Raw genomic sequence first — 21,386 nt, 5'->3', positions numbered from 1 at the left:
TGCGCCGGGCGGGACAATGGAAGGCGACGCGAAAATCTGGAGGTACCCACATGTCGGAGCCGCAGGAGCAGAAGCGCCGCCTGAGGCCGGCGCCGCTGCTCTTCGAGCCGCGCGACGCCGGGGACGAGGCCGAGCACTTCTTCGACCTGGAGTCGGAGGAGGATCCCCGGCGGCTGCTGGACCGCTCCACGGAGCTGGCTCTGGCGTTCCGCGCGGCCGCGGACCGGGCCACGGAGTTCCAGGCGATGGCGGCGGCGCAGCTGGCGGACCCCAAGCGGTTCGACCGGGTGTCCCTGGCCGGGATCGCCGAGCGGGCGGAGTGGAGCGAGGACTACGCCAAGAAGATGGTGGAGTTCGGCCAGGTCCTGCTGCGGAACGGCGCGGTGCAGGACTGAGGCCGCCGGGGGCCGGACCCGCCGGCGGCCCGGGGCCCGTCCGTGGCGTCCGCGAGCGGCCCGATCGAACACACGCCCGTGGCATATGCAGGGCAGGGTAGCTGAACGTGACGAACCGTGTACGCGTTTCGCTGTTTTCTTCAACGCTGCACATTCCGGCGGGTAGACGTAGTCACCATGAGTGGATGGATCGGACACCCGGAGGAACCGGCCGAGCGCGTCACCCCGGACGGACTGGCATGGCTGGCGTCGGCGAGCCGCTTCCCGCGCAGCGTCGTGGCCCTGTGGTCAGCCGACCCCTCGTCCGTGCGCGCCCTGCCCTGCGGCGCGCTGTTCGACGCGGTGAGCCTGCCGGCCCTCTTCGGCCGCCGGGTCCTGGACCAGCTGTGGACGGCCGGCCCGGGGTCCGGCCCGGCAGCCCGGCAGGGCGGGCGGCTCACGTTCCTCACCGCCCCCGGCACCGCCGACCGCCTCCCCTCGCTGCTGGGCTGGGAGGAGTGGGGCGACCGGGTCCCGCCCCCGCTCTGTCACGGCCTGGGCGACGAGATCTCCCTCCCTCCGCTCATCCCGGCCCCCGGGTCGCGGGCCCACTGGGTCGTCGCGCCGCGTTCCCGCACCCCGTGGCTGCCCGGCCCCGGGGTCCTGCTGTGGGCCTGCATCCGCGCGGCCCGCGCCGGGGTCGCCGGGGTCGCCGGGACCGCCGGGGCGTCGGCGGGGGCCGGGCCCGGGGCCCGGGGCCGGCTCTCCTTCCCGGGGCGGGCGCCCGCCCCGCTCCTCTCCCCCTTCCCGTCCCCCGTCCCGGGGTGAAACCGGTTTTTGCCAAGCCGCCCGCGGATGCTAAGGTCAACGACGTCAGCGAGCGCCGCTAGCTCAACTGGCAGAGCAGCTGGCTCTTAACCAGCGGGTTCGGGGTTCGAGTCCCTGGCGGCGCACAAGACTGAAGAGGGCCCCTCGCGCGAGCGAGGGGCCCTCTTCGTCGTGCGCACGGGCGCGCCCCGGCCCCCGCACGCTGCGGCGGGCCTCACCCTCCCGGAGGACCATCGGTACCGGGAGCGGGGGCGTTCCCGTCGGCGCCGGACGGCGCCGGGTCAGCCGGTGCGTTCCCGGGTGACACGGACGCTGTAGGAGCCGTCCGGGTGGCGGCGTTCCACGCGGACGGTCACGCCCACGTCCTTGCCGGTCCGCAGGGTCTCGCCGGGCCGCAGGGGGGCGTCGGCGAGCGGGGGGTACACCGACCGGCCCCGGCAGGCGGAGGTGCGCGGGTGGCCGTCGAGGACGCGGACCGGCCCGTCGCCGGAGGCCAGGTCGTTGCGCACCCGGTAGACCAGGACGCCGGTGGTGCAGGAGGTGGCGTTGTTGCCCGCGGTGCTGCGCACCTCCAGGGCATGGACGGTGGACGGGCCGGTGCGCACGGCGACCATTTTTTTCCCGCCCGGGGTCTCGACCGGCGTCACGCGGTGGACGGTGGTGCCGGGCGCAAAGACGCAGTCGACCTGGCCGGGGTCGAGCCAGCCCAGCTTCCACTTGTGCCAGGCGAGCAGGTCCGGCGAGAGGCCGAACTGGCTGCCCATCAGGTCCCAGTCCCCGACGTGGGTGTCCCAGTCGGCGTTGCTGCCGGCGGGCGGCCGGGAGTACAGGTCGGGCAGGTCGAAGACGTGGGCGGTCTCGTGGGCGAGCACGTTGTGGTCCGGCGGGTGCTTCTCGAACACCGTGCCGAACCGCCGGATCGCGTGCCCGTCGGCGGTCAGGGGCGGATCGAGGTTGACGACCTTGGTGGCGTCGGAGTCGACGCCGGGGGCGTCCGGGTCGGCGACGAGGTGGACCATGTCGTAGCGGCGGAAGTCGAGCAGGTCGTCCGCGGCCCGGACCGCGTCGCGCAGGTAGCGGTCGCGCAGGCCGGCGTCCCAGTCCCGGCTGATGCCGTACTCGCCGGACGGGCGGGGCATGACGAGCCAGCGCGACAGGGCCTCGACGCGCAGGCCGAGCCGGCCGTACGAGGCCCGGTGGAAGAACTCCCGCGTGGCGGGGAAGTGGTCGGCGGCCAGCCGGGCCGGGGAGAGCCGGGGCTCGGAGTCGGGGAAGGCCAGGAAGATCAGCGCGACCCGCAGTTCTCCCCGGGGCACCGGGTAGTCGGGGTGCCAGGAGTCGAGCCCCTCGGAGTGGTGGACCCCGGTCCGGGGCAGCGCGCAGGGGCCGGAGGGGAGGGAGAGGCCGGAGGGGGCCGCCGGCGCGGCGACGGCGACGGTGGGCTGGGAGGTGGAGACCGACCAGGTGACGGCCGCGGTGAGCGCGGTGAGCGCGGCGCAGGCCCGGCGGCCCGGGCCCCACTCGCGGGAATCCATGCGCGCCTGTTGCACAACGACCTCCCGGACGGTGTCGGGCCGACACACCTTGCCGCCTGTGTGCCACCTTGTGACGTTTTGCGGGGCTCCGCACGCCGGGAGGTCCAACCGGGTCACCAGAAGATCTGACTACTCTACGTAGTATTCGATCATTTCCGTTCACTTCGTTCTTACGACAGGACAGGTGCGGTCGGGCGGGGCGACGGGTGCCGCGAATCACCGTGGGTCCAGTGGAACCGTCCACTCGGGAACCTCTATGATCGCCACATTTCCAGCGCGGATTCCGCGGAACGCGGACCATCGGCGACCGCCCCACTACCTGTGCGAGACGACTGCCATGCGGGAACGATCCGACGACGGACCGGGCGTCGGTCCGGACGACGGGCCCTCCGCGGCCGCCGCGCCGGTCACGGAGCGTCACGTTCCGGTGCCGGTCCCCGCGCGCACCGACCTGTGGCGCTACCGCGCCGTCTTCACCGAGGCGGGCGCCGCCATGGCGCTCGCCGACCTCGACGGCCGCGTCCTCCAGGCCAACCGGGCCTTCGCCGCGCTCGTCGGCTCGGAGCCCGAGCGGCTCGCCTCCCGGCCCGCCGCCGACCTCGTGGGCCTGGGCGACGACCCGGTCTCCCGGACCGCCTGGACCGAGGTGCTGCGCGGGCACCGCGACCGCCTGCAGTGCACGCGCCGGTTCAAGCACCTCGACGGCCGCCAGGTCTGGGCCGAGATCACCCTCTCCCCCGTCAGGGACGAGGCCGGGCACACCCGTTGCGCGCTGCTCGCCGTGGAGGACGTCACCGAACGCCGCACCCTGCAGCGCAGGCTGCGGCACCTGCAGCTGCACGACCCGGTCACCCGGCTGCCCAACCGCACTCTCTTCTTCGAACGGCTGGCGGCGGTCCTCGCCGAGGAGCCCGGCTCCACCCGCATCGGCCTGTGCTACCTCGACCTGGACGGCTTCAAGGCGGTCAACGACACCCTCGGCCACCGGGTCGGCGACCGCCTGCTGGCCGCCGTGGGCCGCCGGCTGACCGCCTGCACCGAGCGCGACGGGCACCTCGTCGCACGCCTGGGCGGGGACGAGTTCGCCCTGCTCGTCGAGGACTCCTCCGGCACCGAGCAGGCGGCGCGGCTGGCCGAGGAGGTCCTCGCCGCGCTCCAGCGCCCGTTCGACCTCGCCGGCCAGCGGATCGCCGTCTCCGCGAGCATCGGCGTCGTCGAGCGGCCCACCGCGGGCACCTCGGCGACCAGCCTGATGCAGGCCGCGGACACGACGCTGTACTGGGCCAAGGCCGACGGCAAGGCCCGCTGGACCCTCTTCGACCCCGAGCGCAACGCCCACCGGGTGACCCGCCAGGAGCTCTCCCGCACCCTCAGGTCGGCCGTCGACCGCGGCGAGTTCGCCGTGGAGTACCAGCCGCTGGTCGGTCTCGGCGACGCCCGGATGCGCGGGGTCGAGGCCCTGGTGCGCTGGCGCCACCCGCAGTTCGGCACCCTCTCCCCCGACCGGTTCGTCGGACTGGCCGAGGAGAACGGGGCCATCGTCCCGCTGGGCCGCTGGGTGCTCGCCGAGTCCTGCCGCCGCGCCCGCGAGTGGTACGACGCCCACCCGCAGCGGGCCGTCTTCGTCAGCGTCAACGTCGCGGTGCGGCAGGTGTGGGACTCCGACCTCGTGGCGGACACCGCGGCGATCCTGGAGGAGACCGGACTGCCGCCGCACCTGCTGCAGCTGGAGCTCACCGAGTCCGCGGTGATGGGCTCGGCCGGCCGGCCCCTGCAGGCCCTGCACGCGCTCAGCGAGATGGGCGTGCGGATCGCGATCGACGACTTCGGGACCGGCTACTCCAACCTCGCCTACCTCAGCCGGCTGCCGGTCTCCGCCCTCAAGCTGGACGGGTCGTTCGTGCAGGGCTTCAAGGCCGCCGAGCACCCCAACCCGGCCGACGAGACCATCGTCACCGCACTGGTCCGGCTCGCCCACGACCTGGGGCTGACCGTCACCGCCGAGTGCGTGGAGACCGGCGAGCAGGCCGAACGGCTGCACGCCATCGGCTGCGACACCGGACAGGGCTGGTTCTACGCCCGCCCGGCGCCCGCGGCGCGGATCCGCGAGCTGCTGGACGAGGCCGCCGCGGCGGACCGCACCCGGGCCGCCGCGGACCGGGCCGCCGCGGACGGGGCCGCCACCGCGGACCGGGCCGCCGCTCCGGACCGGACGGCCGCTCCCGGCCGGGCGGCCGCTTCGGACCGGGCGGCCGGGGTCTCCCTCGCCACGGGCGCTCAGCCCATGCCGTAGGCCTTGGCGATCAGCTCGTAGGAGCGCAGCCGCGGCTCGTGGCCGTGGATGTTGGCGGTGATCATCAGCTCGTCGGCGCCGGTGCGGGCGGCGAGCGCGTCCAGCCCCTCACGGACCTCCTCCCCGGTGCCGTACACGATGTCGGACATCCAGCTGTCCACGAACTCCTCCTCCATCGGCCCGAGTTCCGCGACGACTGCCTCCGCCTCCCCGGGCGTGGGCACCAGGCCGGGGCGTCCGGTGCGCAGCCGCAGCATGGAGACCGCGCCGGAGAGCACCGCGCGGCGCGCCTCCTCGCGGCTGTCGGCGGCCACCGCGGAGACGCCGATCATCGCCCAGGGCTCGTCCAGCACCGCGGAGGGCCGGAAGGACTCCCGGTACAGCCGCAGCGCCGGGACGGTGTTGCGCGCCGAGAAGTGGTGGGCGAAGGAGAACGGCAGGCCGAGCGAGCCGGCCAGTTGCGCGCTGAACCCGCTGGACCCCAGGAGCCAGACCGGGGGCCGGGCCGCGGACTGCACCCCTCCGGCGACCCGGCCCTGGACCGGCCCGGGGACCGCGTGGATGCGGGAGTACGGGTGGCCGTCGGGGAAGTCGTCGTCGAGGAAGCGGACCAGTTCCGAGAGCTGCTGCGGGAAGTCGTCGGCGGAGCCGTCCGCCCCGGAGCGGCGCAGCGCGCGGGCGGTCGCCCGGTCGGTCCCGGGCGCGCGGCCCAGGCCGAGGTCGATCCGGCCGGGGGCCAGCGCCTCCAGGGTGCCGAACTGCTCGGCGACCACCAGCGGGGCGTGGTTGGGCAGCATCACCCCGCCCGAGCCGAGACGCAGCGTCCCGGTGTGCGCCGCCAGGTGGGCGAGGAGGACGGCGGGCGAGGAGCTGGCGATCCCCGGCATGGAGTGGTGCTCGGCCACCCAGAACCGGTGGAAGCCGTGCGTCTCGGCCGTCCTGGCCAGTTCCACGCTGGTGCGCAGGGCCTGCGCGGCGGTCGTGCCGCTGCCGACCGTGGCCAGGTCCAGTACGGACAGCGGGACGGGGGCCGTGCCGCGCGCTGTCGCGCGGATGCCGTTGCCGTTGCTCACCGGGGCGCCTCCTCGTGGCGGGTCGTTCGCGGCCCGGTACAACCGGGGACACCCCCCGGTTATTCCTCCGGCCGGTCCGCCGATCCCGCCCGGGCCCGGTCCGGCACCCTCCGTGCGGGCGACTCCCCCTCCGAACCCGTTTCCGGATCCGCCCCCGCCGCACCGCCTCCCCTGTCCCACCCCGCCTCCCCGCCGTCCCGCCGCACCCACGCTCCGCAGGCACTCCTGCGCCTCCTGTGACGGCCGGGGCCCCGGAGGCAACAGTTGTGCGTCTACCTGTCTCCGGCGCCTCCCGGCGCCTACACAACCGCCGACTTTGATGTGATCATCTCCGCTGCGGGCTGGTAGGTTCCGAGGCCGGACGGCCGCCCCCAGTTCCACTGCCAGCCCCCACGCCGTCGAGGAATCAGATGCCAGGCACACGCGACCCCCGACAGGGTCCCCGCCCCGTGGACCGCGCAGCCCTCCGGGTGGCGCTCCTCCTCTCCTCCCTGGTTCCCGCCGCAGCGATCGCAGGCCTCTGGCTGGCCACCGTCCCGCACCACGCCGAGGAGGGCGAGTCCGCCCGGGTCTGGGTCGCCACCGTGATCGCGGCGGCGGGGGTGGGCTTCCTGCTCGTCCGCGGCCGGCACCTGCGCCGGGCCACCATGCAGAGCCTGGACCACCTCGAGACCACCGCGAACGAGATGGCCCTCACCGCACGACACAACGAGGAGCTCGCCGAGGTGCGCGAGAACTCCCGCAAGGTCCTGCTGCACCTGGCCCGCCGGACGCAGATCCTGATCCACCGCCAGATCGCCATGCTCGACACGATGGAGCGCAAGCACGAGGACCCCGACCTGCTGGAGGAGCTGTTCGCCGTCGACCACCTGTCGACGCGCATGCGCCGGCACGCCGAGAACCTCGTGATCCTCGGCGGCGACCTGCCGGCCCGGCAGTGGCGCAGCGGCGTCGCGCTGACGAGCATCCTGCGCAGTGCCGTGTCCGAGACCGAGGAGTACACCCGGGTCAAGATCGGCACGGTCCCCCGGACGACCGTGGCCGGCCGCGCCGTCGCCGACGTGGTGCACCTGATCGCCGAGCTGCTGGAGAACGGCACGTCGTTCTCGCCGCCGCACACCCAGGTGCACCTCACCGCGCACGAGGTCGCCAACGGACTGGTCGTCGAGGTGGAGGACCGGGGTCTGGGCATGTCCGAGGAGGAGATGCTGCGGCTGAACGCGCTGCTCTCCGACACCTCCGACTCCCCGGGCGGCCCGGTGGGCGACGACCCCCGGCTCGGTGCGCACGTCGTCGCGCGGCTCGCCCGCCGGCACGGCATCGGCGTCTCGCTGCGCCGCTCGCCCTACGGCGGCACGCTGGCCATCGTGCTGCTGCCGCAGGCCCTCCTGGAACAGCCCCGCGCGGACACCGGCCGCACGACCGCCGGACGTCCCGCCGCGGCACCCGCCCCGGCCCCCTCCGCACCCGCCTCCGCCGGGGCGCACGCCGCCGGGCCCGGGGAGCAGCCCTCCCACGTCCGGCCGTCGCAGCCCGCGGCCGGGGGCCGGGGCGCGGCCGGCACAGCGCCCGCCACTCCTGCCGCGCCCCACGGGCAGAGCTCCTCGCCGTGGGAGGCGCAGCAGGCGCCGGCGCCGCGGAACCCCGAAGCGGCCCACCCCGGTCGCGGTCCGCAGGACGCACGGAACACGCAGGCCGCGCAGAACACGCAGGAGGCGCAGAACGCGCAGGGCTTCTACGAGGCCTACGCCGCACCCGTCCCCCCGTCGGCGCCCGCGTCCGGCGGCGCGTACCCCGCCCGCCCCGCCCCCGACGGCCCGGCGGACGAGCCGGTCACGCCCGAGGTGCTGCCCAAGCGGGTGAAGCAGGCGAGCCTGGCCGTGCAGCTGCGGCAGGCCGCCGAGGCCGAGGCCTGGGCGGGACGGGGGACGAACGACGAACGGCCCGGCCGGGGAGCGCAACCCGCCCCCGAGCTGTCGCCGGAGGCGTCGCGGGCTCGCATGGCCGCCATCCAGGCGGCCACCCGGCGCGCCCGCGACGCCGACGCGGGTGGCGGCGACGCCACCCCGAACCCCCCGCACGCACAGAAGGATCAACCATGACCGATCAGGACCGTCCCACCGGTGAGCTGGGCTGGCTGCTGGACAACCTCGTCTCCCAGGTCCCCGAGACCCGGCACGCGGTCGTCCTCTCCGAGGACGGGCTGCCGGTGGCCCGCTCCAGCGGCCTGCAGCAGGCAGGCGCCGAGCACCTGGCCGCGGTCGCCTCCGGTCTGCAGAGCCTGGCGCGCGGCGTGGGCAAGCACTTCGACGGCGGCGGCGTCCGGCAGACGGTCATCGAGCTGGAGCGGCTGTTCCTGTTCGTCACCGACGCCGGCCGCGGGGCGCGCCTGGCCGTCATCGCCGGTGAGAACGTGGACGCCGGGCTGATCGCCTACGAGATGAACATGCTGGTCACCCAGGTGGGCCGTTTCCTCAGTGCCGCTCCCCGCAACGAGGGCGCATGACCGGACCCCCCCACCACGGCGACCGGCCGGGCGCGGAGGAGGGCCACCTGGTGCGGCCCTACGCCATCACCGGGGGACGGACCCGGCCGTCGCGCAGCGACTTCACCCTCATCACCCTGGTCGTCACCCGCGACCCCGGGGCCGGCACCGACCGGCTGGACCCCGAGCCGGCCGCGATCGTCGAGCTGTGCCGCGACCGGGCGATGGCCGTCGCGGAGATCGCCGGACGGCTGGACCTTCCGGTGAGCGTGGTGAAGGTGCTGCTCGGCGACCTGGTCGACAGCGGCACGGTGCTGGTCCGGGCGCCGATGCAGGTGGACACCCCGGACATACGACTGCTGCAGGCGGTGATCGAAGGTGTACGAAGGCTCTGAGCGGGCGTCGCAGGACGTCCCGACCGCGGTGAAGATCCTGGTGGCGGGGGGTTTCGGCGTGGGCAAGACCACGCTGGTCGGCTCCGTCAGCGAGATCGCCCCCCTGGAGACCGAGGAGTTGATGACGGGCGCCAGCCTGGGCGTGGACGACCTGGCGGGCGTGGAGGAGAAGACGACCACCACGGTGGCCCTGGACTTCGGGCGCATCACGATCAGCCCGGACCTGGTCCTCTACCTGTTCGGCACCCCCGGCCAGTACCGCTTCTGGTTCATGTGGGACGACCTGGCCACGGGTGCGCTCGGCGGCATCGTGCTCGCCGACACCCGCCGGCTGGAGTCCAGCTTCGCCTCGGTCGACTTCTTCGAGCAGCGCGGGATCCCGTTCGCGGTGGCGGTCAACTGCTTCCACGGGCGGCGCGACACGACGCCGGACGCGGTGCGCGCGGCGCTGGACGTGGACCCGGACGTCCCGGTGCTGCTGTGCGACGCGCGGGAGCGGCAGGACAGCAAGGAGGTCCTGCTGACGCTCCTGGAGCACGTGCAGGCGCGGGCCGAGGCCCGCGAGGCGGAGCGGCTCCGGGCCGGCTCGTCCGCCCCCGGCAGAAACTGAGGAGGTCCCGGGCGGGGGTTCCGGGCGGGGGTTCCGGGCAGGAGCCCTCTGCCCGGAACCCCTGCCCGGGGAACCCGGCGCTCCCGGCGGGCCCCGCCGTCCGCACCGGCCCCACCGGCCGTCCCCGTTGCACCATTTACCCAGGTATGCCAACTCTCCTGGCGTTCCATGGCAGTTCGTGGACTTGACCACCGATCCGTGTTTGCATGAGGCACAGGTCGCCGACAACCCCACGACGCTCTGGAGGCCACCGCCATGGCTGCACTCTCCCCCCGCCTGAAGCAGGCCACCGGCGTCCTCGCCGTCCGCGGCGAGGGCGTCCACCTGTACGACGACCGGGGCCGGGCCTACCTGGACTTCACCTCGGGCATCGGGGTCACCAGCACCGGCCACTGCCACCCGCACGTGGTGCGGGCCGCCCAGGAGCAGACCGCCTCCCTCGTCCACGGCCAGTACACGACCGTCCTCCACCGCCCCCTGCTCACCCTCACCGAGCGGCTGGGCGGGGTGCTGCCCGAGGGCCTGGACTCCCTCTTCTACGCCAACTCCGGCAGCGAGGCGGTGGAGGCCGCCGTGCGTCTGGCCCGGCACGCCACCGGACGGCAGAACGTCGTCGTCTTCCAGGGCTCCTTCCACGGCCGGACCATGGGCGCGGCCGCGATGACCACCTCGTCGACGAAGTTCCGCGCCGGGATCGGCCCGATGATGCCGGGGGTGGTGGTAGCGCCGTTCCCCGCCGCCTTCCGGTACGGGTGGACGCAGGAGCGGGCGGCGGACTTCGCGCTGGAGGAGCTGGACCACCTGCTGGCGACGGTGAGCGCGCCGTCCGACACGGCCGCGTTCGTCGTGGAGCCGGTGCTCGGGGAGGGCGGCTGTGTCCCGGCCGACGCCCGCTTCCTGACGGGCCTGCGCGAGCGGGCGGACCGGCACGGGATCCTGCTGGTCCTGGACGAGGTGCAGACCGGGGTGGGCCGCACCGGACGGTTCTGGGGGCACCAGCACTTCGCCCCGGAGGACGGGCGCACCCTCCCGGACGTCCTGATCACCGCCAAGGGCCTGGCCAGCGGCTTCCCGCTGTCCGCGATCGCCGCGCCGGAGGAGCTGATGGCGAGGGCGCGGCCCGGCTCCCAGGGCGGGACCTACGGCGGCAACGCGGTGGCCTGCGCGGCGGCCGTCGCCACCCTGGAGGTGGTGGAGCGGGAGGGGCTGGTGGAGAACGCGGCCGCGCAGGGGGAGCGGCTGCTGGCCGGCCTGCGCGAGGTCGCCGCCGTCCACCCCGCCGTGGCCGACGTCCGCGGGCTCGGGCTGATGTGCGCCTCGGAGTTCACCGACGCCGACGGGCGCCCCGCCCCGGAGACCGCGGCGTGGGTCCGGCAGCAGGCCGAGGAGCGCGACCTGCTGCTCCTGACCTGCGGCGCGTACGGGAACGTGGTGCGGATGATCCCGCCGCTGGTGGTGACGGGTGAACAGGTCGACCGGGCCCTGGAGGTGTGGGCGGAGGCGGTCGCGGCGGCCACCGTTCCGTCCAAGGATTGAGAGACCGGCAGGGAAAAAGTTGAAGAGAGTACCCATCCACCGGGTGTGGAACGGCTGTTCCCGGGTAGCCGGGCGCCGACAGCGGGCACGTCTACCCGGGACATGTCCGGTGAAACCCGATGGAGGGCATGCGGTACCGAACGAAACTCCACAGACAGCGGCCACCCGCGGCCGTGGGCCGGAGGACCCTGCTGCGCGGCGGGGCGGCCCTCGGCCTCCTCGGCGCGGCCGGGGCGGCCGGCTGCGGCCGGGTCCCCACCGCATCGGGCACCGACGGCGGCAACCTCCTGGAGCGGCTGCGCAAGCTGGGCACGGTGCGGCTGGGAATCGCCGGCGAGGTCCCCTTCGGCTACATCGACAAGGACGGCGAACTCACCGGCGAGGCGCCCGTGCTGGCCAGGGCGATCTTCCAGCGCCTGGGGGTGCCGAAGGTCCAGCCGGTGCCGACCGAGTTCGCCTCTCTCATCCCCGGCCTGAACTCCCAGCAGTTCGACGTGATCTCGGCCGGCATGTTCATCAACCCCGACCGGTGCGCCCAGGTGATCTTCGCGGACCCGGACTACGAGGTGATGGACGCCTTCATCGTCCGCAAGGGCAACCCGAAGAACCTGCGGACCTACGCCGACGTCAGGCGCACCGGGGCCAAGCTCGCCAGCGGAAGCGCCTACGCCGAGATCGACTACGCGGTCGACGCGGGCATCCCGCGCAAGGAGATATCCATCTACCCCGACCAGTTGGCCGGCCTGCTCGCCGTCGAACAGGGCCGCGCCGACGCCTTCGCCGGCACCAGCCTGACGGTCCGCAACGTCATCCGGCAGACGGGGAGCAAGAAGGTCGAGATGACCGAGCCCTTCGTCCCCGAGGTCGGCGGCGAACCGGCCCGCGGGGCGGGCGGCTTCGCCTTCCGTCCCGACGAGACCCGGCTGCGCGACGCCTTCAACACCGAGCTGCACAGAATGAAGAAGAGCGGCGAACTGCTCCGCCTGGTCAGGCCCTTCGGCTTCACCGAGACCGAGATGACCGACCTGACCGCCGAGGAGCTGTGCTCATGACAGCGGGTCTGTGGGAAATCCTCCTGTCGGGCGTGTGGGTGACCGTCCAGCTGACGGTCCTCAGTGCCGTGCTCGCCGCCGTGGTCGGATTCGTCGTCGGCATCGCCCGCACCTCGCGGCACTGGACCGTGCGCTTCCTGTCGGGCGTGTACATGGAGGCCTTCCGCGGCACCTCCGCCCTGGTGCTGATGTTCTGGCTGTTCTTCGTGCTGCCGCCGTTCGCCGGCTGGCAGCTGGTCCCGATGTGGGCGGCGACCCTGGCCCTGGGCCTGTCCTACGGCGCCTACGCATCGGAGATCGTGCGCGGCGCCCTGGCCGCGGTGCCCGCGGCCCAGCAGGAGGCGGGCGTCGCCCTGAGCTTCTCCCCCTGGCAGCGGCTGCGCCGGATCCTGCTCCCGCAGGCGGTCCCCGAGATGATGCCGCCCTTCAACAACCTGCTGATCGAGCTGCTCAAGGGCACCTCCCTGGTGTCGATCATGGGTGTCGGGGACATCGCCTTCGGCGCCCAGCTGGTGCGCCTGGCCACCGGCGAGAGCGCGCAGGTCTACACGATCGTGCTGGTGATGTACTTCGTCCTCGCCTTCCTCTTCACCCGCGGGATGCGGGTCCTGGAGAGCCGGGCCAAGGCGGGGATCGGCCGGGGCCGGACCGCACCGGCGGCCTCGCCGCCAGGCTCGCCGTCCGTGAGAAGACGTCGCCGGACAGCATCGCCACGACCGCGGGAGGGGCTCAGTGAACTGGGACTGGTCGGCCGTCGCCGACTTCATGCCGCGCCTGCTCGACGGCCTGGTGGTCACCCTCCAGGCGACCCTGCTGGGCTCGCTGCTCGCCTTCGCCCTCGGCCTGGTGTGGGCGCTGGCCCTGCGCTCGCCGACCCGCTTCGTGCGCTGGCCGGTGGGCGTGGTCACCGAGTTCGTGCGCAACACCCCGCTGCTGGTCCAGCTGTTCTTCTTCTTCTACGTGCTGCCCGTGTGGGGGGTCCAGGCGTCGCCGCTGGTCACCGGCGTGATCGCGCTCGGCCTGCACTACTCGACGTACACCGCCGAGGTGTACCGGGCCGGCATCGACGGGGTGCCGAGGGGGCAGTGGGAGGCGGCCGTCGCGCTCGGCCTGCCGCGCCTGCACACCTGGAAGGCGGTCGTCCTGCCGCAGGCGGTGCGCCGCGTCGTGCCGGCCCTGGGCAACTACGTGATCGCGATCTTCAAGGAGACCCCGCTGCTCGCGGCGATCACCGTGCTGGAGATGCTGCAGGAGGCCCGGCTCTTCGGCGCGCAGACCTTCCAGTACGTCGAGCCGTTCACCGTCGTGGGCATCGCCTTCATCCTCCTGTCCTACCCGACCTCCCTGATGCTGCGAGCCCTGGAGCGCCGTCTTGCCAGCTACTGACCCCACCCCCGCGACCCCGGCCGCCGACGGCGGCGAACTGATCCGCTTCGACGGGGTCACCAAGCGGTTCGGCGACAACGTGGTCCTGGACCACCTGGACTTCACCGTCGACCCGTGCAAGCACGTCACCCTGATCGGCCCGTCCGGCTCGGGCAAGACCACGATCCTGCGGCTGCTGATGACCCTGATCAAACCCGACGAGGGCACCATCAGGGTCGCCGGCGACTACCTCACCCACGAGGAGAAGGACGGGAAACTCGTCCCGGCCGGGGAGAAGCACGTCCGCGAGGTGCGCAAGCGCATCGGCATGGTCTTCCAGCAGTTCAACCTCTTCCCCAACATGAAGGTGCTGCGGAACATCACCGAGGCCCCCGTCCACGTCCTGGGGATGGACAAGGACGAGGCCGAGGCGCGCGCCAGAGAACTGCTGGAGATGGTCGGCCTGTCCGACAAGGCCGACGCCTACCCCACGCGGCTGTCCGGCGGCCAGCAGCAGCGGGTGGCCATCGCCCGGGCCCTGGCCATGCGGCCCCAGGTGCTGCTGCTCGACGAGGTCACCTCCGCGCTCGACCCCGAACTGGTCGCCGGCGTGCTGGACCTGCTGCGGGACATCGCCCGCAGCACCGACATCACCATGGTGGCCGTCACCCACGAGATGAACTTCGCCCGCGACATCTCCGACAAGGTGCTGATGTTCGACCGCGGACGGGTGATCGAGTCCGGGCCGCCGGAGAAGATCTTCACCGACCCGGACAACCCCCGCACCCAGGAGTTCCTCAGCGCCGTCCTCTAGCGGGGCACCGGCGAACGGCGCCCCGCCGGAGGGCGCATGCCGGAGGCGCACGCCGGGGCGGCGCGGCCCCGTGCACGAGCACGGCCACGCCGCCCGGCCCCCGGCCAGGCCTCCCGGCCCCGCCCCGGCCGCGCGGAAACCCGCGGGCCGGACGCGGTGCGACGCGGTGCGGAGCACCCCCGCGGACCGGGTAGTATTTTCCCGTCAGCGAGCGCCGCTAGCTCAACTGGCAGAGCAGCTGGCTCTTAACCAGCGGGTTCGGGGTTCGAGTCCCTGGCGGCGCACACGACACGAAGGCCCTCCGTCACCGACGGAGGGCCTTCGCCGTTCCCGCGCCCGTGCACCCGCACCCCGTACCCGCGCCCGTGCTTCCGCGGACTGCGCGGGCGGCCCGTCCGGCTTACGTTGGGGCAGTGCCCCGAACCGCCGCGGGGCCCGGTCCCCCGCACCCCGCGGGGGCCGCGGACCCCGCGGCCCCGGGGCGGCCCCGCGCCCGCCCGGAAGGAGCCGCGCATGCGCCGACGTCACACGGCCGCCCCCGGCACGCCGGCGGCGGGGACGGCGGAGGAGGACGACGGTCCCCGCCCCCGGCTGACGGGCCGGACCCTCCTCACCGTCCTGGGCCTCTCACTCGCCTACTCGGTCACGGCCGTCGACCCGCTGATGCTCACCCTGAACCTGTCGCGGGCCGTCCTGACCCTCGACTTCCTCTCCGCGGGGCTGGGAGTGGTGCTCGGGCTGTTCGGCGGCGCCGTAATGGCGCTGACCCCGGAGCAGGTCGGCCTGCTCTACCTGCCGGGCACCCTGGTGATCGCGGGTGCCAGCGTCCTCGCCGGGCGCGCCGTCGCGAGCCGCACCGCCCGGCCGGTGATGATCACCGGCCTGCTGATGCTCGTCGCGAGCACCCTGGTGCTGGCGGGAACCGTCTCGCCCACGATGGCGCTGTGGCTCCTCGTCCTCGCCACCTGGACGTGCAACCTCGGCGCCTTCGTCACGTCCACGCCCGTCTCCGACACGATCCTCGCGCACGCCCCGCAGGGGAAGGCCGGGTCCGTGGCCGCCGTGCAGCCCACCTTCGGCATGACCGGCTACGCCCTCGGACCGACGGTCTACATCCTGCTGCTCGACCTCTTCTTCCGGAAGGAGTGGCTGGCGGACGCCGAGTCCCGCGGGCTGTCCGCACGGCAGGGCGAGCAGGCCGTGGACGCGGCGAGGAGCTCGATGGCGAACGCCCCGGGCTCGCCCGGATACGACCCCAACCTCGTCCGGCAGGTGTCGGGACTCGCGCTGGACCTGGACTTCACGAACGCCGTCAGGCTCACGATGCTGACCGTGGCCCTCGCACCGCTGGCCGTGGCGGTCCTGGCGTACTTCCTCATGCCCCGCCGCCCCCGGCCCGCCCCGGGCACCGGCCGGGAGGCCGGCCCGGAGACCGCCCCGTACACCGCCCCGGAGACCGCCCCGGAGACCGGTCGGGACGCCACGCCCGGCACCACGCCCGGCGACGAACCCGGTCCGGGCCCCGGTCCGGGCGAGGCGTAGCCCGCGTCCGCCGGCCGGGCCGCGCGGCCGCCCCGCCGTGTGCGCGAGCACTCCCCGGAATCGGGTAGGCTTCTCTCGTTGTCAGCGAGCGCCGCTAGCTCAACTGGCAGAGCAGCTGGCTCTTAACCAGCGGGTTCGGGGTTCGAGTCCCTGGCGGCGCACACGACACGAAGGCCCTCCGTCACCGACGGGGGGCCTTCGCCGTTCCCGCACACTCGCTGTCCGAGGAGGCTTGCCCGGACCGCGGCGGCGGTGGCGGCCCTGACTGCCGTCGCCGCCTGCGGCCGGCCCCGGGCGGCGTCCCGGGGCCGGCCGCGGGTCAGCGCAGGGGGTCGAAGGGGGCGAGTTCGGCGGGGGTGCGGCCGGTGACCACGGTCTCCGCGAGGAGCCGGCCCGTGACCGGGCCCAGGGTGATGCCCCACATGCCGTGCCCGCCGGCGGCGAAGACCCGCGGCGAGCGGGTGGCGCCGATCAGCGGCAGCCCGTCGGGCGTGCAGGGACGCGAGCCGACCCACTCGTCCCGGCGGGCGTCCAGGTCGGCGCCGCGCAGCAGCGGACGCGCGGCCTCGGCGATCGCCTTGATCCGGCGGGCGTCCAGGGGCGCCCCGGGCCTGCGGAACTCCATCATGCCCGCGACGCGCAGGCGGTCGCCGAGCGGTGTGCAGGCGACGCGCTGGGCCGGGAAGTAGACCGGCCCGGCGGGCACCCGTTCCACGGGGACGCTGAAGCTGTAGCCGCGCCCGGCCTGCACGACGCTGCGGACGCCGAACCTCCTGCCGAGGCCGCCGAGCCACGCGCCGGTCGCCAGGACCACCGCGTCGAACCGCTCCGGCACGCCCGCCGGGGCGTCCGCGCTCCCGGCGGTCACGACGGCCGCGCCGCCGGCGCCGTCCTGCACGTCGGCCACCGCCGCGCCCGCGCCGGTGCGGATCTCGCCGCCGCGGGCGCGCACCGAGTCGGCCAGCGCCCGCACGAAGCGGCCGGGGTCGATGTAGCGCTGGTCGTGCAGCCGGACCGCAGCGCCGACCGCCGGCGAGAGGGACGGTTCCGCCTCGCGGGCCTCGTCGCCGTCGAGGACGTCGAACCCGATGTCCTGGCCCGCGGCACGGATGTGCTCGATCTCCTCCAGCAGGGCCGCACGCTCCCCCGCCGTGCGGTACGCGGCGACGAAGGACTTGGCCTCGGCCGTCGGCTCCGCGACGCCGCCCCGTTCGAGCGCGTCGAAGCCCGGCAGCGCCAGGCGGTTGAGGGGGACGAGCGCGTCCATCGCCCGCCGCCACCGGACGGCGGTGCTGTTGCGGGCGAACCCCGCCAGGAACCTGGCCAGGCGCAGGTCCGCGCTCGGGGGGACGTAGACCGGCGACGAGGGGCTGAGCACCGCGCGCAGGCCGTACTTCAGGACGGCGGGCTCGGGCAGCGGGGCGACCAGGCCCGGGGTCAGCCATCCCGCGTTGCCCCACGACGCCCCGGCGGCCACCCCCTCCCTGTCGTACACGGTGACCGCCGCGCCGTGCTCCTGCAGGAACCAGGCGGTGGAGAGTCCGACCATGCCGGCGCCGACGACGGCGACGCGGCCGGGCCGCGGCCGGGCGGCCGGGGGGTGGAACGCCATGGGAATCGGTCCTTCCTTCGGAGTTGATCCGATGGTGCGGCCCGCGGGCGGCGGTGTCTTTGTGCCGGGGGGCCAGTCGGAGGGCGGCCGATCGTGCGGCCGGCACAGTCCGGTGGGGCACAATGTCGGCCGTGTCCACCCTTTCCGCATCCGGAACCGCCCCCCGAACCGCCCCCGGAGCCGTCTCCCGGGCCACCCCCGCGGGCGTCCCCCGGTCCGGTCGGCGGACGGCTCCCCGGAGCGCTCCCCGGGCGGCTTCCGGCGCCGCCGGGGGCCGTGCAGCCGGGTGCGGCGCGTGCGACGGATGCGGCGGGCGGGCCCGCGGGGCGAGGGGGTCCCTGCCGTGATCACCGTGACCGACCTCGTGGAGTCCCTGGGCCCCGGGCTGCTCCAGGTGGTCGTCGAGGGGCGCGACGCCGAGGTGCACGACGTCGTCCTGGCCGAGCCGGGCGATGCAGCGGGCCAGCGGGGCGCGCTCGTCCTCGGTGTCGCCCTGACCGGCCCCGACGCGGCCGTCGCCCTCCTGGAGCAGGCGTCCGCGGCGGGGGCCGGGGGCGTCGTCGTGAAGGCGCCGGCGGCCCGCGACCCGCGGGTGCGCCGGGCCGCCCGGCGCCTGGGCGCGGCGCTCGTCGAACTCAGGCCGCACGCCTCCTGGGCGCACGTGGTGTGGCTGCTGCGCGGCGCCGTCGACCGGGCCTCGGCGCCGGACACCGGAGCCTTCGGCACCCCCGGGGTGCACAACGACCTGTTCGCCCTGGCCGACACCGCGGCGGAGATCGTGGACGCCCCGGTGACGATCGAGGACACCCGGTCGCGGGTGCTCGCCCACTCCGCGCGCCAGGACACCGCCGACCCGGCGCGGCTGTCGACCATCGTGGGGCGGCGGGTGCCCCCGCAGGTACTCGCCCACTACCGGGCGGCCGGGGTCTTCCGCCGGCTGGCGCGCTCGGACGAGCCGGTCCTGGTCCCCGCCGGCCCGGACGGGACTCTGCCCCGGCTGGTCGTGCCCGTGCGGGCCGGGGGCGAATGGCTCGGTTCCGTCTGGGCGGTGGCGGGGCGGCCGGTGCCCGCCGAACGGGTCCGCGAGCTCACCGGCATCGCGTCCGTCCTCGCCCTGCACCTGCTGCGCCTGCGCGCGGAGGCGGGCATCGCCCGGCGGGTGTCCGCCGGGCGGCTGCGCGCGGCGCTGCGCGGCGGCGCCCCGGACTCCGACGGCGGCCCCGGGCTGCCCGGGGGCCCGTGGCGGGTGGCGCTGCTCGGCGCCCCGGGCGGGCCGGGGGACGTGCGGCCGCGGCTCGACGTGTGGGAGTCGGTGGTGCGCCGGTTCGGCTGGCACCAGCCCCTGCTGGCCGATCTCGACGGCCTGCTGTTCGCCCTGGTCACGGAGGCCCCGCGAAGCGGGGCGGAGGGCAGCGCGCGGGACGGCGCGGCGCCCGGGTGCGGTTCGGCGGCCTGGCTGCGGCACGTGCTCGCCCGGGTGCGCCCCCACGACCCCGGCCTGTACGCGACGGTCGGCGGGCCCGCGCACTCCCCGGAGGAGCTGCCCCGCTCGCGGGCCGAGGCCGTCGAGCTGGACCGGCTGGTCGCCTCCGGCCGGCTCGCCGTCGACGCAGGCACCGGCACAGGCACCGATGCCGACACCGACGCGTCGGGGGCGGTGTTCCTGGAGGACGTCTGGGACGCCGTCGTGGTCGAGCGGGCCCGTGCGGCGGTCCTGCGGTCCGGGTCCGCCCTGCTCGGCGGCCCGCTCGCGGCCCTGGAGGCCCACGACAGGGCGCACGGCACCTGCCACCTGGTGACGCTCGCCGCCTGGCTCGACCACTTCGGCGACCCGCGGAGCGCCGCGCGGGAGCTGCGGGTCCACCCCAACACCCTGCGCTACCGGCTGCGGCGGCTCGGCGAGGCTGCGGACCTGGACCTCTCCTCGCCCCGGACGCGCCTGGCCCTGCGCCTGCAGCTCGCCGCCCTGGAGGACGGGGGCGCCCCGGGCGGGGAGTGAGCATCGGGGCGGGGAGCGGCCCCGTGCGGCAGCCCCGCCCCGCCCCGCGGCGGAGCGGGGCGGGGCGGCGCACCGCGCGGTCAGGCGCCGGCGTAGCGGTCGCGGAGTTCGCGCTTGAGGATCTTGCCGCTGGCGTTGCGGGGCAAGGAGTCGACCAGGAAGACCCGCTTGGGCGCCTTGAAGTGCGCCATGCGGTCGCGGGCGTGCCCGACCAGTTCCTCCTCGGTCACCTCCGCGTCCCCGTGCGGGACGACGATCGCGGTGACCGCCTCGATCCACCGCTCGTCCGGCAGTCCGACGACCGCGACCTCGGCCACCGCGGGGTGCTCGTAGAGGACGTCCTCCACCTGGCGGGAGGCGACCAGCACGCCGCCGGAGTTGATCACGTCCTTCACCCGGTCCACGACCGTCAGGTAGCCCTCGGGGTCGCGGACCGCGAGGTCGCCGGAGTGGAACCAGCCGCCGCGGAACGCCTCGGCGGTCTCCTCGGGCTTGTCCCAGTACCCCTCGCACAGCTGCGGGGAGCGGTAGACCACCTCGCCGGGGGTGCCGTCGGGCACGTCCTCGCCCTTGTCGTCGACGACCCGGGCCTCCACGAAGAGCACCGGGCGGCCGCAGGAGTCCATCCGGCCCTCGTGCTCGTCCGGGCCCAGGACGGTGGCCAGCGGGCCGATCTCGCTCTGCCCGAAGCAGTTCCAGAACCGCAGGCCGGGCAGGTGCTCGCGCAGCCGCCGGAGCACCGGGACCGGCATGATCGAGGCGCCGTAGTAGGCCTTGCGCAGACCGGTCAGGTCGCGCTCGGCGAACTGCGGGTGGCCGGACAGTCCGATCCACACCGTGGGCGGGGCGAACAGGCTGTCCGCCCGGCCCGCCTCGACGAGGTCGAAGACGGCCACCGGGTCGGGCGCGTCCAGGATCGTGTTCTCCGCGCCGACCGCCAGGTAGGGCATGAGGAAGACGTGCATCTGCGCCGAGTGGTACAGCGGCAGCGAGTGCAGCGGACGGTCGGTCTCCCTCAGGTCGAGGGCGGTGATCGCGCTCAGGTACTCGTGCACCAGGGCGCGGTGGGTCATCATCGCGCCCTTGGGCAGCGCGGTGGTGCCCGAGGTGTAGAGGAGCTGGACGAGGTCCTCGGCGCCGGGGCCGCTTCCGCTCCGGGCACCGTCACCGCCCGCGCCCGCCTCCCCTTCCGCGTCCGTGTCCGCCGCCGCGTCCGCGGCTCCCGGGAGGGGCGGGGCCGGCGCCGCGGACAGGCGGGCCAGCAGCGAGTCGTCGGCGTCGCGCAGCGGCACGACCCGCGTGCCCGCGGGCAGCCGGCCGGCGATGTCGGGGTCGGCGAGCACCGCGGTGCTGCCGGACTGCTCGACCACGTACCGCAGGTCGTCCCCGGTCAGGCCGTGGTTGACGGGGACGTGCACCAGGCCGGCCCGGGCGCAGCCGAGGAAGCCGATCAGGTAGGCGTCGGAGTTGTGGCCGTAGGCGGCGACCCGCTGTCCCGGCTCCAGGCCGAGGCCGCGCAGCACCGCCGCGGCGGCGGTCACCGCCCCGTCCAGCTCCCGGTAGGTCCAGGTGCGGTCCCGGTAGTGCAGGGCGGGGCGCTCCGGCACCCGCCGGGCGCTGCGCCGCAGCACTCCGTCGACCGTGCTGCTGTGCACTCCCGCCGCGCCCTCGCCGATTCCCGCCATGCCGCCGCCTTCCAGGTCCGCCCCGTCGCGTTCCCCGTCCGGCGGAACCGCCGGTCGGGGCGCCAGCCTGACCCCGGAGGGCCGCCCGGTCAAGAGACCGGACGGCCCCTTGCCCCGTCCGGGCCGGCCGGTGGCACGGGCCCTCGCCCCGGCGACGCGGGTCTTACCATGTGCGCAGTCCGGCGCGC

The 21,386-nt window shown here is 74.9% G+C and carries 17 protein-coding genes, 3 tRNA genes and 1 pseudogene; 17 read left to right on the top strand and 4 right to left on the bottom strand.

Annotated features, from left to right (window positions below; genetic code table 11):
• The first annotated feature begins 50 nt into the window (after positions 1-50).
• The 3 genes from GQS52_RS17740 to GQS52_RS17730 all read left to right on the top strand — a co-directional run bounded on the left by GQS52_RS17740 (position 51) and on the right by GQS52_RS17730 (position 1,327).
• Positions 51-395 (top strand): hypothetical protein, encoded by a 345-nt coding sequence (locus tag GQS52_RS17740; RefSeq protein ID WP_182314361.1) that lies wholly within the window; start codon positions 51-53, stop codon positions 393-395.
• Between the two features lie 177 nt (positions 396-572).
• Positions 573-1,202, top strand: coding sequence for a bifunctional DNA primase/polymerase (locus GQS52_RS17735; RefSeq protein ID WP_182314360.1), 630 nt, complete (start codon positions 573-575; stop codon positions 1,200-1,202).
• Positions 1,203-1,254: 52 nt separating this feature from the next.
• Positions 1,255-1,327, top strand: a tRNA-Lys gene (locus GQS52_RS17730).
• 156 nt (positions 1,328-1,483) lie between these two features.
• Here GQS52_RS17730 and GQS52_RS17725 read toward each other — a convergent pair.
• Positions 1,484-2,737 (bottom strand): M6 family metalloprotease domain-containing protein, encoded by a 1,254-nt coding sequence (locus GQS52_RS17725; protein ID WP_182314359.1) that lies wholly within the window; start codon positions 2,735-2,737, stop codon positions 1,484-1,486.
• Positions 2,738-3,074: 337 nt separating this feature from the next.
• Here GQS52_RS17725 and GQS52_RS17720 point away from each other — a divergent pair, with 337 nt between their 5' ends.
• Positions 3,075-5,030, top strand: coding sequence for an EAL domain-containing protein (locus GQS52_RS17720; RefSeq protein WP_182314358.1), 1,956 nt, complete (start codon positions 3,075-3,077; stop codon positions 5,028-5,030).
• Here GQS52_RS17720 and GQS52_RS17715 read toward each other — a convergent pair.
• On the bottom strand, positions 5,015-6,103 hold the full coding sequence (locus GQS52_RS17715) for an LLM class flavin-dependent oxidoreductase (RefSeq protein WP_259370837.1): 1,089 nt from the start codon (positions 6,101-6,103) through the stop codon (positions 5,015-5,017). The genes GQS52_RS17720 and GQS52_RS17715 overlap by 16 nt on opposite strands.
• Positions 6,104-6,552: 449 nt before the next feature.
• Here GQS52_RS17715 and GQS52_RS17710 point away from each other — a divergent pair, with 449 nt between their 5' ends.
• From GQS52_RS17710 to GQS52_RS17655, 12 genes and pseudogenes are all read left to right on the top strand, one after another.
• Positions 6,553-8,205: an ATP-binding protein gene (locus GQS52_RS17710; protein ID WP_182314356.1), complete on the top strand. Its 1,653-nt coding sequence runs from the start codon at positions 6,553-6,555 to the stop codon at positions 8,203-8,205.
• Positions 8,202-8,609, top strand: a complete 408-nt coding sequence (locus GQS52_RS17705; RefSeq protein ID WP_182314355.1) for a roadblock/LC7 domain-containing protein — start codon at positions 8,202-8,204, stop codon at positions 8,607-8,609. Before GQS52_RS17710 ends, GQS52_RS17705 begins: the two co-directional genes overlap by 4 nt.
• Complete coding sequence (locus tag GQS52_RS17700; RefSeq protein WP_182314354.1) at positions 8,606-8,983, top strand: DUF742 domain-containing protein; 378 nt, start codon at positions 8,606-8,608, stop codon at positions 8,981-8,983. Before GQS52_RS17705 ends, GQS52_RS17700 begins: the two co-directional genes overlap by 4 nt.
• Entirely contained in the window at positions 8,967-9,593 is a 627-nt protein-coding gene (locus tag GQS52_RS17695) for an ATP/GTP-binding protein (RefSeq protein ID WP_182314353.1), read from the top strand. Before GQS52_RS17700 ends, GQS52_RS17695 begins: the two co-directional genes overlap by 17 nt.
• 255 nt (positions 9,594-9,848) lie before the next feature.
• Positions 9,849-11,129, top strand: coding sequence for an aminotransferase class III-fold pyridoxal phosphate-dependent enzyme (locus GQS52_RS17690; RefSeq protein WP_182314352.1), 1,281 nt, complete (start codon positions 9,849-9,851; stop codon positions 11,127-11,129).
• A gap of 128 nt (positions 11,130-11,257) precedes the next feature.
• On the top strand, positions 11,258-12,181 hold the full coding sequence (gene ehuB / locus GQS52_RS17685; protein ID WP_182314351.1) for an ectoine/hydroxyectoine ABC transporter substrate-binding protein EhuB: 924 nt from the start codon (positions 11,258-11,260) through the stop codon (positions 12,179-12,181).
• Positions 12,178-12,822 (top strand): annotated as a pseudogene (ehuC, locus tag GQS52_RS17680) (ectoine/hydroxyectoine ABC transporter permease subunit EhuC); the annotation flags it as partial. The gene ehuB and the pseudogene ehuC, both read left to right, overlap by 4 nt.
• Positions 12,823-12,913: 91 nt before the next feature.
• Positions 12,914-13,567: an ectoine/hydroxyectoine ABC transporter permease subunit EhuD gene (gene ehuD / locus GQS52_RS17675; RefSeq protein WP_182314350.1), complete on the top strand. Its 654-nt coding sequence runs from the start codon at positions 12,914-12,916 to the stop codon at positions 13,565-13,567.
• Complete coding sequence (ehuA, locus tag GQS52_RS17670) at positions 13,554-14,360, top strand: ectoine/hydroxyectoine ABC transporter ATP-binding protein EhuA (protein WP_182314349.1); 807 nt, start codon at positions 13,554-13,556, stop codon at positions 14,358-14,360. Before ehuD ends, ehuA begins: the two co-directional genes overlap by 14 nt.
• A 211-nt stretch (positions 14,361-14,571) precedes the next feature.
• Positions 14,572-14,644 (top strand) — tRNA-Lys (locus GQS52_RS17665).
• Between the two features lie 229 nt (positions 14,645-14,873).
• The gene (locus GQS52_RS17660) at positions 14,874-15,902 is read left to right on the top strand and encodes an MFS transporter (protein ID WP_182314348.1); all 1,029 of its coding nucleotides are present in this window, start codon (positions 14,874-14,876) and stop codon (positions 15,900-15,902) included.
• An 88-nt stretch (positions 15,903-15,990) separates the two neighbouring features.
• Positions 15,991-16,063 (top strand) — tRNA-Lys (locus GQS52_RS17655).
• Positions 16,064-16,221: 158 nt separating this feature from the next.
• On the opposite strand, the gene GQS52_RS17650 is transcribed toward GQS52_RS17655, so the two are convergent.
• Positions 16,222-17,514: an FAD-dependent oxidoreductase gene (locus GQS52_RS17650; protein ID WP_182314347.1), complete on the bottom strand. Its 1,293-nt coding sequence runs from the start codon at positions 17,512-17,514 to the stop codon at positions 16,222-16,224.
• Between the two features lie 343 nt (positions 17,515-17,857).
• Between GQS52_RS17650 and GQS52_RS17645 the strand changes: the two genes are divergently transcribed.
• Complete coding sequence (locus tag GQS52_RS17645) at positions 17,858-19,513, top strand: helix-turn-helix domain-containing protein (RefSeq protein ID WP_220472775.1); 1,656 nt, start codon at positions 17,858-17,860, stop codon at positions 19,511-19,513.
• An 80-nt stretch (positions 19,514-19,593) separates the two neighbouring features.
• Here the strand turns inward: GQS52_RS17645 and GQS52_RS17640 are convergent, their stop codons facing one another.
• The gene (locus GQS52_RS17640; protein ID WP_182314346.1) at positions 19,594-21,198 is read right to left on the bottom strand and encodes an acyl-CoA synthetase; all 1,605 of its coding nucleotides are present in this window, start codon (positions 21,196-21,198) and stop codon (positions 19,594-19,596) included.
• Positions 21,199-21,386 lie beyond the last annotated feature (188 nt).

It is taken from the genome of Streptomyces sp. SCUT-3 (assembly GCF_014083985.1).
In the GTDB taxonomy this organism is placed as follows: Bacteria; Actinomycetota; Actinomycetes; order Streptomycetales; family Streptomycetaceae; genus Streptomyces_H; species Streptomyces_H thermolineatus.
The sequence above is the reverse complement of the archived record's forward strand: the minus strand, read 5'-3'. Positions and strand labels throughout refer to the sequence as shown.

Bases quoted from the DNA above. Each gene is read 5' to 3' on its own strand.
- GQS52_RS17740 (WP_182314361.1), top strand. From the start codon at position 51: ATGTCGGAGCCGCAGGAGCAGAAGCGCCGCCTGAGGCCGGCGCCGCTG.
- GQS52_RS17735 (WP_182314360.1), top strand. From the start codon at position 573: ATGAGTGGATGGATCGGACACCCGGAGGAACCGGCCGAGCGCGTCACC.
- GQS52_RS17725 (WP_182314359.1), bottom strand. From the start codon at position 2,737: ATGGATTCCCGCGAGTGGGGCCCGGGCCGCCGGGCCTGCGCCGCGCTC.
- GQS52_RS17720 (WP_182314358.1), top strand. From the start codon at position 3,075: ATGCGGGAACGATCCGACGACGGACCGGGCGTCGGTCCGGACGACGGG.
- GQS52_RS17705 (WP_182314355.1), top strand. From the start codon at position 8,202: ATGACCGATCAGGACCGTCCCACCGGTGAGCTGGGCTGGCTGCTGGAC.
- GQS52_RS17700 (WP_182314354.1), top strand. From the start codon at position 8,606: ATGACCGGACCCCCCCACCACGGCGACCGGCCGGGCGCGGAGGAGGGC.
- GQS52_RS17690 (WP_182314352.1), top strand. From the start codon at position 9,849: ATGGCTGCACTCTCCCCCCGCCTGAAGCAGGCCACCGGCGTCCTCGCC.
- ehuB (WP_182314351.1), top strand. From the start codon at position 11,258: ATGCGGTACCGAACGAAACTCCACAGACAGCGGCCACCCGCGGCCGTG.
- GQS52_RS17660 (WP_182314348.1), top strand. From the start codon at position 14,874: ATGCGCCGACGTCACACGGCCGCCCCCGGCACGCCGGCGGCGGGGACG.
- GQS52_RS17650 (WP_182314347.1), bottom strand. From the start codon at position 17,514: ATGGCGTTCCACCCCCCGGCCGCCCGGCCGCGGCCCGGCCGCGTCGCC.
- GQS52_RS17640 (WP_182314346.1), bottom strand. From the start codon at position 21,198: ATGGCGGGAATCGGCGAGGGCGCGGCGGGAGTGCACAGCAGCACGGTC.